Annotated in this window: 16 protein-coding genes and 1 pseudogene; 12 read left to right on the top strand and 5 right to left on the bottom strand. The window is 42.5% G+C overall.

Features of this window, described 5'->3' with window-relative positions; translation table 11 throughout:
- Nucleotides 1-25 precede the first annotated feature (25 nt).
- The gene (locus NQ534_RS05830; protein WP_074679971.1) at nt 26-898 is read right to left on the bottom strand and encodes a DUF6017 domain-containing protein; all 873 of its coding nucleotides are present in this window, start codon (nt 896-898) and stop codon (nt 26-28) included.
- A 30-nt stretch (nt 899-928) separates the two neighbouring features.
- Entirely contained in the window at nt 929-1450 is a 522-nt protein-coding gene (locus NQ534_RS05825; RefSeq protein ID WP_006861269.1) for a DUF5720 family protein, read from the bottom strand.
- A gap of 257 nt (nt 1451-1707) precedes the next feature.
- Between NQ534_RS05825 and NQ534_RS05820 the strand changes: the two are divergent.
- From NQ534_RS05820 to NQ534_RS05780, 9 genes and pseudogenes are all read left to right on the top strand, one after another.
- Nucleotides 1708-1890: pseudogene (locus NQ534_RS05820) on the top strand (site-specific integrase); the annotation flags it as partial.
- Nucleotides 1880-2215 carry a plasmid mobilization protein gene (locus NQ534_RS05815; protein WP_040782627.1) on the top strand — a complete coding sequence of 112 codons (336 nt, stop codon included), beginning with the start codon at nt 1880-1882 and terminating at the stop codon, nt 2213-2215. The pseudogene NQ534_RS05820 and the gene NQ534_RS05815, both read left to right, overlap by 11 nt.
- On the top strand, nt 2205-3347 hold the full coding sequence (locus NQ534_RS05810; RefSeq protein ID WP_006861264.1) for an AAA family ATPase: 1143 nt from the start codon (nt 2205-2207) through the stop codon (nt 3345-3347). The genes NQ534_RS05815 and NQ534_RS05810 overlap by 11 nt, the downstream gene beginning before the upstream one ends.
- Nucleotides 3348-3614: 267 nt before the next feature.
- Nucleotides 3615-4784 (top strand): plasmid recombination protein, encoded by a 1170-nt coding sequence (locus NQ534_RS05805; protein WP_006861262.1) that lies wholly within the window; start codon nt 3615-3617, stop codon nt 4782-4784.
- 9 nt (nt 4785-4793) lie between these two features.
- Entirely contained in the window at nt 4794-5171 is a 378-nt protein-coding gene (locus tag NQ534_RS05800; protein WP_006861261.1) for a TnpV protein, read from the top strand.
- A 133-nt stretch (nt 5172-5304) separates the two neighbouring features.
- Nucleotides 5305-5613: an ArsR/SmtB family transcription factor gene (locus NQ534_RS05795; RefSeq protein ID WP_006861260.1), complete on the top strand. Its 309-nt coding sequence runs from the start codon at nt 5305-5307 to the stop codon at nt 5611-5613.
- Between the two features lie 88 nt (nt 5614-5701).
- Entirely contained in the window at nt 5702-6715 is a 1014-nt protein-coding gene (locus NQ534_RS05790) for a permease (protein ID WP_006861259.1), read from the top strand.
- Nucleotides 6716-6733: 18 nt separating this feature from the next.
- On the top strand, nt 6734-7111 hold the full coding sequence (locus NQ534_RS05785) for a thioredoxin family protein (RefSeq protein WP_006861258.1): 378 nt from the start codon (nt 6734-6736) through the stop codon (nt 7109-7111).
- Nucleotides 7112-7113: 2 nt separating this feature from the next.
- Complete coding sequence (locus tag NQ534_RS05780; RefSeq protein WP_006861257.1) at nt 7114-7293, top strand: cysteine-rich KTR domain-containing protein; 180 nt, start codon at nt 7114-7116, stop codon at nt 7291-7293.
- A gap of 305 nt (nt 7294-7598) precedes the next feature.
- Here the strand turns inward: NQ534_RS05780 and NQ534_RS05775 are convergent, their stop codons facing one another.
- Both NQ534_RS05775 and NQ534_RS05770 read right to left on the bottom strand, forming a co-directional pair.
- Nucleotides 7599-8783: a site-specific integrase gene (locus NQ534_RS05775; RefSeq protein WP_006861256.1), complete on the bottom strand. Its 1185-nt coding sequence runs from the start codon at nt 8781-8783 to the stop codon at nt 7599-7601.
- Between the two features lie 35 nt (nt 8784-8818).
- Nucleotides 8819-9013, bottom strand: coding sequence for a DUF3173 domain-containing protein (locus tag NQ534_RS05770; protein ID WP_040782624.1), 195 nt, complete (start codon nt 9011-9013; stop codon nt 8819-8821).
- 298 nt (nt 9014-9311) lie between these two features.
- On the opposite strand from NQ534_RS05770, the gene NQ534_RS05765 reads away from it, so the two are divergent.
- Entirely contained in the window at nt 9312-11039 is a 1728-nt protein-coding gene (locus tag NQ534_RS05765; RefSeq protein WP_040785292.1) for an IS1634 family transposase, read from the top strand.
- Between the two features lie 410 nt (nt 11040-11449).
- On the opposite strand, the gene NQ534_RS05760 is transcribed toward NQ534_RS05765, so the two are convergent.
- On the bottom strand, nt 11450-11764 hold the full coding sequence (locus NQ534_RS05760) for a helix-turn-helix transcriptional regulator (RefSeq protein WP_006864482.1): 315 nt from the start codon (nt 11762-11764) through the stop codon (nt 11450-11452).
- Nucleotides 11765-11957: 193 nt separating this feature from the next.
- Here NQ534_RS05760 and NQ534_RS05755 point away from each other — a divergent pair, with 193 nt between their 5' ends.
- Together NQ534_RS05755 and NQ534_RS05750 are read left to right on the top strand one after the other, a co-directional pair.
- A complete protein-coding gene (locus NQ534_RS05755) occupies nt 11958-12152 on the top strand; it encodes a hypothetical protein (RefSeq protein WP_006864481.1) in 195 nt (64 codons plus the stop codon).
- Between the two features lie 425 nt (nt 12153-12577).
- The gene (locus NQ534_RS05750) at nt 12578-13720 is read left to right on the top strand and encodes a hypothetical protein (RefSeq protein WP_040785496.1); all 1143 of its coding nucleotides are present in this window, start codon (nt 12578-12580) and stop codon (nt 13718-13720) included.
- Nucleotides 13721-13728: the final 8 nt, after the last annotated feature.

The following is a 13728-nucleotide window of genomic DNA, read 5'->3' as shown; positions in this document are numbered from 1 at the left end:
GATGAAAAAAGACGCCCAGAGGCGCCTAACAGCCGTACAGGTCATGGTTGACCTCGGCACGGTAATAACTGTCCATTGTTGCCGGGGCATTATACAGCGCCGCCAGCAGGTATGCCTTGATATTCCCGACTTTTGTAGTGTTCTTGTCAATACAGTCAAAGACATACTCCAGGTGGCCGGAATTGATCTTCAGGAAACGGCCCTTTACCACCTCCCTGGGAAAATCATCCCCGGCGATACGGATAAAGGGGCGTTTGGATAAAACCACTTCAAGCATAAGCTCCACGGTCTCGTCTAAGCGTTCTTTCCCATACCGGGAGACCATACAGTCATACTCAATATTTTCTTTGATGATTTTGCTGTATGCGTCTATCAATCCAATCCGATCCATCCCATCCGGGCGGCCTGCCGCCTCCGGCTCTGCTGGATAGATTGATTGATGGGTTCTTGATATATCCGTTTTTGATTTTTTAGTTCTTTGTGGATTAGTATTTAATTGTGCGGGATTTTCCTGTCCTGGTTCCACCTGTTCAGGTTTTGCCTGTCCTGGATTTACCTGTCTTGGATTTTCCCGTTTAGGTGGAAACGTCTGTTTTTCAGCGTTTACAGGCTTTTCATGGATGGTATATTCAATATCTCCGAGCTGCCCGTTCTCATAGCGGAGGCGCTGCCTGGTGAGATACCCGTGCCGCTCCAGCTCCTTCAGGGCGGTAGTGATCGAATCCACACCGTCCTTACAGATATGGGCGAGTCCCTTTGTGGTATAATCCCAATCTTCCGGCAGCGACAGCATGAGGGAGAGAAGCCCCTTTGCCTTTAAGGACAGTTCCGTATTGCGCAGATGGTGGTTGCACATGATCGTGAAGTCCTTCGTTTTTTCTACCCGGAATACAGCCATTTCACAGCCTCCTTTCTCCGGTTATTTCCGTTACAAGGCGCGGTCCCTGCGGTCATAGTGGAGGTGCCCGCCTGAAACCTTCGCATGGTTTTTCAGTTTGACTTCGCCCCGTTCCTGGCTGTCTAAGAATTTCTGATAGCCGGCATCCGTCAGGAACAGGCGCATCTTATCGCCCCTGTCACCCACAGGGGAATCATAAGACAGCACATCAAAGACGATCATGTGCCTTACCTCCGGGTCAAAGCGTTCCAGCGCCATGATGTCATGCCCCTTCAATTTCTCTGCGCCGGATTGCTGTCTGGCCTCGGCAATCTTTTCCCCGATCGTCCGGGGCGGGTAGGGCAGACGGTAATTCTTCTGAATATCCCGCACGATGTCCATGCACTCGGCATCCGTCAGGACGCGTAACTTTTCCATCAGATTTTCCGCTGCCTTCCGCTGTTCGAGATTCTTTGTGTACCGGGCGGTCATGTAAAGCTCATTCAGAATTTTGGATTGATAGTCACCTTCAACCTGAAACAGCAGCCGTTTTTCCATTTCGTTTAATTCCATGTGAATCTCCTTTCTCCTGAAAATGGGTATGAAAAAAGGACGCCCACCTGTAAAAGTGAAACGCCCACGGCAATCAGCGATCCGGCAATGTACCGGACCGCTGGCGCTATTAAATTTTGTCGTTAATGAAACAGCCTCCTTTTTTCGATAATTTTCTCGTCACATTTCAACTTGGAAAAGGAATTGAATAAATGACGGCAAACGCTCAAACCCCTTGAAAATAAAGGCTTTTTCCGTTTGTCGTTATTATACCGTAACGGCACAGCCATATAAGTTTGCTGATTGATATGGGATTTTCGGCGGTAGCGATTGCTGACCGTGTAGGACACGAAAGCATTGACATCACTTATCAGTATGCACACCTGTTTCCGTCCAAACAGACGGAAATGGCAGATAGATTAGATGATTTGGGGAAAGGAGATTTTGAAAATGTCGGCTAAAAACAGAGATAGCAAAAACCGTTGGAGGAATATCACGGTAGGGTTTCGGGTATCGCCCGAAGAAAACGTACTCATTAACAAGGCGGTTGCCTTATCGGGCTTGCCGAAACAGGAATACTGTTACCGCCGCTGTCTGAATCAGGATGTGGTGGTGCAGGGCAATCCGAGAGTATTTAAGGCACTTCACAAGGAACTTGCCGCCGTTCTTACAGAATTGCAAAGGATTGAAGCGGGCGAAAAAATCAATGACGAGCTGTTGAATGTGATTGAACTGATAACAGTTATCCTCGGCGGTCTGAAAGGAGAAGATGGGAATGGAGAATAAAAAAGAAATGACTACTCCAAATGTATCTGCGGCAACAGATACGGAGCAGCCGTTTCCTAAATGTACTGAACATAGTATAGCCGACTGCGATGAAAATATCAAGAGTTTTGAAGAAATGCAGAGGGAAATGCTGCGGCAGTTATCCCCCTCGTATCTCAAAACGGTATCAATGGCGGCTTTGTATGATACCGTATTTGATATACAGACGCCGCTGATTGACGGTCTGCTCCAAAGGGGAACTTACCTTTTTGTAGGCTCCCCTAAGGTAGGGAAAAGTTTTATGATGGCGCAGCTTGCTTACCATATCAGCACAGGAACGCCGCTGTGGGATTATAAGGTGCGAAAAGCAACGGTGCTTTACTTTGCTCTTGAAGATGATTACCCACGCTTGCAGAAACGATTGTTTCAGATGTTCGGTGCAGAAGAAACAGGCAATCTATATTTTGCAACGGAGTGTAAAACGGTTAATGGTGGTTTGGAAGAACAAATCAGAGAATTTATGCAGGAACACTCCGACACGGGTTTAATAATCATAGACACCTTAAAGCGTGTCCGTGAAGCTGGCGGGGCAGATTACAGCTACGCAAGCGACTATGACATTGTGGCAAGGCTCAAAGCGTTGGCAGACAGTTATAAAGTTACAATGCTCATCGTTCATCACACCCGAAAGCAGAAAGCGGAAGATATTTTTGATATGATTTCGGGAACAAACGGATTGATGGGTGCGGCAGATGGAGCATTTGTTCTCAGCAAGGAAAAGAGAACTTCTAATAATGCCACGCTTGATGTGGCAGGCAGGGATCAGCAGGATATGAAAATTCATCTTGTGAGAGATAGCAAGCGTTTGGTGTGGAACTTTGAAAAATCGGAAACGGAGCTGTGGAAAGAGCCGCCTGAGCCTTTGCTTGAAAAAATTGCAGCTATTCTTTTTTCGGAAAGTAACAGATGGGAGGGAACAGCTTCAGAACTTTGCGAAAGGCTCGGCGTGGATATAAAACCGAATGTGCTTTCACTTAGGCTTAGTATCAACGCAAGCAGGCTGTTTCGTGATTATGGTATTCGCTATCAGAACAGCCGCACGCACGATGGCAGAAAGGTTTCACTTTGGAAAGAAACCGATGGGGTGGCGTGACAAACGGTGTCAAAGGTGACAATGTTTTGAGAGTGGTACTGGTATCTCAAACATTGTCACCATCGTCACACATTGACACCGATTAAAGTTTGGCGGAGAGTGCAGAGAGCGCCTTTTCAAAGGCGGCTCTTTGCCCCTCGGAGAGCGCAAAACCTGCTTGCAGGTTGCATTTTTGTTGGCGGAGCTGACAAAAGTGCTTTTGCGTTACTTTCGCAGAAAGTAACAAAGGCTTGCGCCTAACGGCGCAGAAAGGAGAGGAAACGATTTATGCAAAGAACGATAAGCGCAATGGTCGGGAAAGGCTCGGTCAATCACAACAGCCGTAAATTCAAAGCGGAGAATGTTGACGCTGACCGTTCCCACCTCAACATAGATTACTGTAATGAGAGTATTAAAAAAGTCTATCACGAATTGTTCGATGAAGCACTCGAAAGATACAACGCTAAACAGACAAGAACAGACCGAAAGATAGCAAACTATTATGAAAAAATCCGCAGTTCCAAGCAGGAAAAACCATTCCACGAATTGATTTTGCAGATTGGCGATAAGGAAAATATGAGTGCAGAAAGTGAGAACGGACAGCTTGCAAGGCAGGTCTTAGATGAGTATTATCGTGGTTTTCAAGAGAGAAATCCGCAGCTTAGAGTATTCTCGGCTCATCTGCATTTAGACGAAGCAACGCCCCACCTCCACATTGATTTTGTGCCGTTTACAACAGGCAGCAAGCGTGGACTTGATACGAGAGTATCACTCAAACAAGCGTTAGCCGCACAGGGATTTAAGGGCGGCTCTCGTGGCGATACGGAATGGTCGCAATGGGTACTTTCCGAAAAAGAACGGCTTGCCGCCGTTATGGAACGGTACGGAATTGAGTGGGAGCAGAAAGGCACACACGAAAAACATCTCTCTGTTTTGGACTATAAAAAGCAGGAGCGGGCAGAAGAAATTGAACAACTGGAAAGCAAAATCATAGACAAGCAGACAGAGTTTGAAACGCTTTCAAAGCGTATTCAAAATTTTGATAAGGGTACGGATTCACTTTCGCAAATGCAGAGCGCACTGGAGAATGCTCCCGAATATCAGTTACCCGAACCACAAGGTTTTATGACTGCCAAAAGTTATAAGAGCAAAGTGGTCGAGCCGCTAATTAAGCGGCTGAAATCTCTTATTAAAACGCTTATGGTGCGGTGCTTTCAAGCGATTGATGATTACCAAAGGCTCAATCAGACAAACGCCAGTCTGTACCGTAGCAATGAAAAACTTAAAAATCACAATAAACAGTTGACCTCCGATAATAACCGATTGAGGGAAGAAATTAAGGACTATACGTTGCTGCGAAAGGTGTTCGGTAGTAAGCAGATTGACAGCCTGTTAGAACAGGCAAGGCAGTCTAAACAGCGTGGCACACGCTTTAGAAATAATCAATACGAAAGGTAGGAACAGACAATGGCAAAGACAATTTTTGAAGAAATGGGCGGCACTTATGTACGGCAAGGGGATTATTTTATCCCTTGCCTTAGTCTACCAGCCGATAAAGAAAATCATCCAATCGGCGTATGGGGACAGCGGCACAAACGCTACTTGCAAGAGCATAAAAAAGCAACCTATACTACTCTGCTCACAAGCGGCAAGTTGAACAGCTATCTTGCCGATATTGACGAACAAGCAGAAGAATGGTTTTCTCGGATGGTAAGACAGATGGCAGAGCATGAGGATGTGACCGAGACGCTCAAGGCTGAAAATCAAATGCTGTGGGTACAAAAAATAAATAATATTCGTAATAGAGCAATGGAAATTGTTTATACAAATTTAATCTATGCTTAACTGGCAAAGCGGCAGGGAGTGAAATCTCTGCCGCCGCTTTTTTCAAAAAAATTTCAAAATACATATTGACAATTTTCTATGTGACGCATATAATTACACATAGACAATTATCTATGGGAGGTGATTTTGAGAGATGGACGAAAGAAGAACTGCGGCAATCTTCAAAGCATTTTGTGATGAAAACCGTATTAGAATTATAAAGCTACTGCGTTCGGGCGAAAAATGTGCCTGTAAGCTGTTGGAAGAAATCAATGTGACACAGCCCACGCTTTCTCATCATATGAAAATACTTTGTGACGCTGAAATTGTCGTTGGTCGCAAAGAGGGAAAATGGACGCACTATTCCATTTCAGAAAAAGGTGTGAAGCAGGCAAAGGTATGTTTGGAGCAGTTGACAACTCTTGATGTTGAATACAAAAACAAGTCGTGCTGTGAAAAGTGAGTAAGTTTATAGATTACTTTTCCGCACGGCTTATAAAATCGCCAATATATAGACACATTTCAATATAACTATATGAAAGGAGCTTTTTATGGGAGCATTAAAAATTGGTTGGGACTTTTTTCAAAATGAAGTCCTCGGTATGGGTTGGCTGAGTAGGCTCATATCAACTATATTGAATGCCTGCGGTTTAGATACTACAAGCAGAGTAGGCGGCAGCATTCAGTTCTTTATTTACGATACTATAAAAATTATGGTACTACTCGGTGTGTTGATTTTGATTATTTCGTATATTCAAAGCTATTTTCCACCCGAAAGAACAAAAAAGATACTTGGCAGGTTTCACGGGATATGGGCAAATATCATTGCCGCATTACTCGGTACGGTAACGCCGTTTTGTTCGTGTTCCTCTATTCCGCTGTTTATCGGATTTACTAGTGCGGGTTTGCCGCTTGGCGTTACATTTTCCTTTTTGATTTCTTCGCCAATGGTTGACCTCGGTAGTCTTGTTTTACTGATGAGTATATTCGGTTGGAAAGTTGCCGTTTTGTATGTTGTTCTCGGTTTGGTAATTGCTGTTGTCGGCGGTACGTTGATTGAAAAACTGCACCTTGAAAATCAAGTGGAAGAATATATCCGAAACGGTCACGCTATTGATGTTCCGCAGGAAGAACTGCATTTCAAAGACCGTATGAAATATGCTTGGGAACAGGTCGTTTCAACAGCTAAAAAGGTTGCACCTTATGTGTTAATCGGTGTCGGTATCGGCGCAATTATTCACAACTGGATACCCGAAGATCTCATTGTCAAGGTACTTGGGGATAACAACCCGTTTGGCGTTGTGCTTGCTACTATCGCAGGCGTTCCAATGTATGCGGATATTTTCGGCACAATCCCGATTGCAGAAGCCTTACTTGCAAAGGGCGCTTTGCTCGGTGTTGTCCTTTCCTTTATGATGGGCGTAACTACCCTTTCTCTTCCATCAATGATTATGCTTCGCAAAGCGGTTAAGCCAAAGCTGCTCGGCATTTTCATTGCAATATGCACAGTCGGTATTATCGTTGTAGGTTATTTCTTCAACGCAATACAATATTTAATTGTTTAATTTTAGGAGGTTATCACTATGGCATTGTTTAATTTCGGAAAGAAAAAAGAAGAAGAAAAGAAAGCACCTGCTTGTGCTTGTGGTTGTGGTTGCCCGACAAGTGAGGCAGAAGAAATCACAAAGGACTGTTGTTCTGAAGCAAAGGACGGAATTTGCTGTATTAAGGTATTGGGTGCAGGCTGTAAATCCTGCCACGAACAGTATGAAAACGCTAAACAGGCAATAAAGGATATGGGGCTTTCCGTAGAGGTGGAATACATTACAGATATGCAAAAGGTAATGGAATACGGCGTAATGAGTATGCCCGCCATTGTAGTCAATGAAAAGGTTGTTGCTATGGGCAAAGTGCTAAAAGCAAACGAAGTCGTGGCTTTATTGCGAAAGTTAGGGTTTTAAAAGTGGAAAAGGAAAAAACAGAATGGGTAAAATGCCCCGTTTGCGGCAATAAAACTCGTGATAAAATTAGAAAAGATACGGTCATTAAAAATTTTCCGCTCTATTGTCCTAAGTGTAAGCACGAAACTTTAATCAATGTGAGGGATATGACCGTATCCGTATGCAAAAAAGTGGATGGATAATTGTTCAGACATCTTGATTTTCTAAGCAAAATCGCTTATAATTTGAGTCGGAACATATTGCTATTATCCGCAGTTGCAGAGCGAGTGTTATCAATGCCGATAACAAAATGATAACATTAGCTCATATAGGCAGGATAATATGGATACATCAAATAATCAAAAGAACTACGAACACGGCAGAGAATAATCATTAAACAAAATTGATTAGTATTTGTCGAGTTTGAATAGTAGGCGGTGGGCCAGAAAGCCTTATTTTACGGGGCTTCCGGGCTTCGACCTTTGAAAATTGCATTTTCATTGCATTTTTAATTTACCTGCTTATGATACTGTGCGGTAAACTGATTGCTTGTATAATCAGCCACACTTTCTGTCGCAGGCGTATATGTAAGTTTTCCAGTCAGCTTCTTTGCTACTTCAAAGTTGCTGTTTGGATATAAATGCCCATAGGTTCCCAAAGTCGTTTGGATTTTTTCGTGACCTAAACGGTCTTTGATGATTAATGGGTTTTCTCCCATGCTGATTAATAGGGATGCATGGGAATGCCGCAAGGCATGAATTTTGATGCGGTGAACGCCAGCAAGCTCTGCCAGCTTTTCCAGGGCTCTTGGTAAGGTATGCTTGCTGGTGGGAATACCGCTGTAACTCATTACAAAATTACAGTTTGTAAGAACTTTCTGTTGGACTTCTTTCCATTCTTTCAGTTCTTTGATAGTATCCTCATCTATAACGATATCCCGGATACCTGCCTGTGTTTTAGGCTCTGTAAAATGATATTCTGTCATTGACTTATAGTACAGGCTTTTGTTGATACTGAGAATACCTGTTTCAAAATCAATATCATCCCACTGTAATGCTGCAGCCTCACCAATTCTCATACCAGTCATAAATAATAACCAGAAAGAGATAAAAAGATAATGCTCGTAATAATCTCCCTTATAGAGCAAAGAAATTACTTTTTGGAATTCTTCCAGAGTCCAGAAGTCTACTTTGGGTTTCTTACTTTTTACATTGCCAATCATTCGGGCGGGATTTTTATCAATCAGACCTAAAATGATTGCCCTGTCAAATGCAATGCAAAGCATTCCTTGAACAATTCGTACATAATTTGGACTAAAATTCTTTGCTAACTTTAATTGCCAGTTTTGCACATGAATTGGCTCAATTTTGTCAGTGTCCATTTTATAAAAATATGCAAAATGCTTCTGGATTGTGGAGTACCGATTTTTGTAGGTACTATCTTTTACTTGTGTTTTATACCAAGGAAGATAAATTTCCTCTATAAAATTCTGGAAGGATACAGTTTCTTTTTTTTCAGTAAGTTCCTCTGCTGAGGCAAGAACTAATTTTGAATATGCTTCGCGTGCTTCTTTTTTTGTTTTAAAATTGCTGCGGTATTTTTGAATCTGTTTTCCGGTAACAGGATGTTTCCCTAAATTAGCCCTAAAATAGTAGGTTCCGTTATCAGCTTTCTTGATTGGATCTTTTGCCATATTTTCACTCCTTTACATTAACGCAAGAAGTACAATTATGTTTCATTTTCTGGCAAAGTGATACCTAATAATTCTTCAACCGCCTCTTTTGGTACCCTGTCTAATTTTTTGGATTGATAATAGGTATGGCCCTTTGCGATCATCAATTTTTTTGCTTCTTTAATGATGTCAGCAGCGAAGGAAGGCCCATAACCGAGTTTTATCAAATCGTTTTTTGTTACAGTAATCATGCCCCTCCTTTCCATAGACAGGATGAAAACTTCAATACCTGTCTATTATTATATCAAAATTAGAGTAATTTTACTATTATTGATTACCATCTGTAAAAATGCTGATAGGTCTCCCAGAGTCCAGTTCCTATGCCCTTCCGGCCACGTATCCGGCGTTGCTCGGGAGTTTGACAATTGAATAATCGAAAAATCCTCTGCAGGCCGCATAAAGCCTGCGTTTTTTGTGTCAACTTTTTTGTTTTATTATATTGTATTTTATTGCAATGTATTGTATAATAAGGGCCAGGAGGGTTTTTATATGAGAGTTACAACATCAAAATCAAAAAATTCGGAATCATTTTATATTACGAAAGGTTACGTCAATAACAAAGGTGTTAGCACTTCTGTTATTATTCGAAAACTCGGAACCTTGAAAGAACTTCTTCCAGAACACGGTCCTACCCGCGATGATGTCATGAAATGGGCCAGAGAGGAAGCCAGACTGGAAACACTCAGATACAAAGAAGAACAGCAGGCCAAGTCGGTTCAGATAACTTTTCACTCTGACCAGAAGCTGGATTATAGTCAGCAGGTCTTTTACCGCGGAGGATATCTTTTTCCACAAGCCTTTTACTATCGTATCCAGCTTGATAAGACTTGCCGAAAGCTCAGAGATAAATATAAATTTAAGTATGATATCAATGCCATCCTTTCCGATCTGATCTATGCCAGGGTTCTGGAACCAGCAAGTAAGCGTTCTTCTTTTAAGATAGCTTCTGAATTCCTGGAAAAACCTTCTTATCAATTACATGATATATACCGGGCTCTTGATGTCCTGGGAAATGAATGCGATTTCATCCAGTCTGAAGTTTATAAAAACAGTCATCTTCTCGGAAAACGAGATGATAAGATACTTTATTATGACTGTACAAACTATTTCTTTGAGATCGAGCAGGAAGATGGGGAGAGAAAATACGGGAAAGGAAAAGAACACCGGCCTAATCCAATCATTCAAATGGGGATGTTTATGGACGGAGCTGGAATTCCTCTTGCTTTTTCCCTTTTTCCCGGAAATGCGAATGAACAAACATCACTAAAACCTCTGGAAGAAAAAGTCCTCCAGGACTTTGGTTGTACAAAATTTATTTACTGCAGTGATGCCGGACTTGGTTCAGAAGCCATTAAAAGAATAAACCATGCAGGCCAGAGAGCTTTTATTGTTACCCAGTCCATCAAAAAGCTGAATAAAGATGACAGGAAATGGGCACTGGACAAAACTGGCTTTAAACGTGTTTCCGATGATTCTCCGGCAGATCTTTCCAGACTTACAGAGGATGATGCCGGCCTGTATTATAAGGATGAACCATATACCCCTCATTCACTGCACCAGCGTCTCATTGTCACTTACTCTCCTAAATATGCAAAATATCAGAAAGCAATACGTGACGCACAGGTAGAGCGTGCCGAAAAAATGCTCCATTCCGGGAAAGTAAAAAAAGAACGCAGAAACCCGAACGATCCCGCACGATTTATAGGTAAGATTGCAGTTACAGAAGAAGGAGAAGCTGCTAAAATCAAGAATTATCTGGATACAGATAAAATAGAAACCGAAGCGCTCTATGATGGAATGTACGCTGTAACTACAGATTTGTTAGATGATGACGTAAAAGATATTTTAAAAGTAAGCGAGGGCCGTTGGGAAATCGAAGAATGTTTCCGCATCATGAAAACAGATTTTGAAGCAAGACCTGTATTTCTTCATGACGATGTGCGTATCAAAGCACATTTCCTGATCTGTTTTCTTGCATTAGTCATATACCGTTACCTTGAAAAAAGTTTGGGAAATGCCTATACCTGTGAAACAATCCTGGACAAACTGAAATCCATGAATTTTGCTGATGTACAGGAACAGGGGTTCATGCCACTTTATACACGGGACAAACTAACCGATGCCTTACACGAAGCATGTGGTTTTGAAACAGACTTTCAATTCATTACAAAAAGCCAAATGAAAACAATCCAGAAAAAAAGTAAAGGGAGAAAATAAAATACCATACTTCAAAACAAGAGCAAAACACCTTGCAACCAGCATAAACACTGGGTTTGCGAGGTGTTTTAGCCTTCTCAACTGTCAAAGATGGGATTATATCAAAATTAGAGTAATTTTACTATTATTGATTACCATCTGTAAAAATGCTGATAGGTCTCCCAGAGTCCAGTTCCTATGCCCTTCCGGCCACGTATCCGGCGTTGCTGTGCAAGCATCAAGCTGCAGGCGCGCATTATGCGGCACTATCTGCAGCACCCGTATCAATCTTCTGGAAGAGGTATGCGGTTTTCAAGGTACAGTGGGAGCCTTGCCCCTACATTTTAGAAATAGTGGGGAGAATTGGAAGATCGCAAATTTTTAAAAAAAAGAATGGCTGCCATGTGCGCAGGCAGCCATAAGAAATTTTTTTATTTTTTAGCGGTAAGCCTCTTTAAGATAGCGATGACAGCCATCATATCGTCATCATCCAATTGCTTCAGCAGGTCGTTTGCTTTCTGGTAGAGGGGAAGGTTGTGCAACCCTTCATCAAAAAATTCCTGCGGGGTAATGTCAAAATAGCGACAGATCTCATAAAACTGGGTCATAGAGGGTAGGGAGCGTCCAGAACTGATATTCTGGATATAGCTCTTATTCTTGCCCAAATCAAGGCTTAACTGGTATTCGGATATATTTTTTCTAAGACGCAGCTCCGTGATGCGGTCTGCTATGAATCGTTCATCCATAATTGACACCTCATATTCTATATTTTAAACTATTTACGCAATGCAAATTACGGAATAAAATAGATGTATTAAACAAAAAATGAAGTATTATACGAATTATTTCCGTAATCAACGGATACAATACATTTGAAAAATTTATAGGTGTTGGATTGGGAGTTTTGGGGTAAGATGGTTTATAAAGGAGTGGTTTGCAATGAAGATTATCGGCAATGAACAGGAAATCAAGTGGGTGATGGAAGCCTTGAAAAACAACTGCGAGGGTTGTCCATATGGGGAAACTTGTGAAAGAGTGGCAAAAGAAGATTACAGGGCTTCCGGAAAAGTAAATCATACCTGCCGGGAATTTCTGGGAGATAGGATTGAATTTGTAATAGAAAGCAATATATAGTATATAATGAATTGACATAAACAATATCTTGTGTTAGTATACAAATATGATTTATTTTTGTGCGTACCCGTTTCGGGATGATTTCGGGATTTGAACAATCCCGGAAGAAACAGGTGGAAGAAAAATTTCCGTCTGGCATAAGTTGTTTATGTTTGTATCAGGTGTCACTATATGCAGAACCGTGCAATAGTGGCACTTTTTTTGTCAGGACATATAAGAAAATGGTCCGGCAGATCATTTTTGAGCTGCCAATCATATAAAAAGACCCGGTGAACTTCACTGGAGTATGATAAGTAAAAAAACAAAACTTTTAGGAATGAATGGAGATAACAGGCTCTTTTCATTCCTTTTTTGTTTTTATGGCGCTGCCACAACCAGCTCTGTGCTGTTTATGGATAAAAAATAAAAGAAAGGTGGAAGAAAACATGAATGAAACAAGAATTTTTGCAGATGCGTTTGAAACGGCATTTGCCACACCCGGAGAGCTACTGGAATTTCTGGCAGAGAGGGGGAAGACATCCAAATGGATACGCAGGCCCGCCAGGATGCTCCGGCTGGTTCCAATCAGCGAGGAGGCAGAACATATGGAGGAAAATGCGGAGGATGACTGGGAAGGGATTCTGAAGGATACACAGGAAAACACGAAGCTTGCGCTTAAAATCCGGGGAGAAGCATACCCGGTAAGGGACTGTGCAATCCATACGATCCTTAAACGTGCCGGTATTTCCGGAAACGGGCTGAAACGGCTGGAAACGGGAAATTACGCAAAGGTCGTGAATTATTGCCTGAAGGCTGCAAAAGGAGATGTCTTGATTAAGGTTGCAGACGGCAAGGTATCGGCGGTCCATGCGGGAGATGATAGCGATTACCATATCCTGGACATGAGGACTATTTTTGAAGTTACCATTCAGTACCTGAATAACAACTTTATCGGAAACAGCTATGTGGAAGGTTCCGGAGTGTATGACCATTCCGTCGTTTCGGCTATGTGGGAACTGGGCGGAAACCAGGAGCTTCTGGATACTTACCGGAAGGCTCTGGCAGATCATGGAATTGCCGCCCACATAATTTCGCCTGCAGTAAGGCTCACAACTTCCGATGTAGCGGCAAGCGGAGTAAATCTTTACCCGATGCTCCTGTGCGGAAGCGCAAACCGGACGATCAGCCTGGGAAACCCCATCCGGCTGCCGCATACCAACGGCGCGGATATTTCCAGGTATATGGATAACCTGCGGATGCTATTTTCCAGATATCAGGATGCGATTGCGGATATCACGAAACTGATGGATATCGAGATCCGGAATCCGCTGAACTGCCTCCGGCTGGCAATGAAAAAGGTTGGTATTCGAAAAAATCTTATCAATGAGGTTGCGGAGCTTTTTGAACATCAGCATGGTGCCGGAAACTGTACAGCCCATGACCTTTACTTTGCCATGAATGAGGCGTCTTTCTTCGGCGCCTGTGAGGGTATGCAGGGATGCAGCATCCTCAGCCTGGAGGAACAGATCACGAGGGCGCTTCAGCTTGACTGGAAAGAGTTTGATGTCAGCGGGGCAATTAACTGGTAAAAAATTAC

The sequence above is a fragment of the Marvinbryantia formatexigens DSM 14469 genome, assembly GCF_025148285.1.
Classification (GTDB): Bacteria; Bacillota; Clostridia; order Lachnospirales; family Lachnospiraceae; genus Marvinbryantia; species Marvinbryantia formatexigens.
This window is presented reverse-complemented; position numbering and strand designations above follow the sequence as displayed.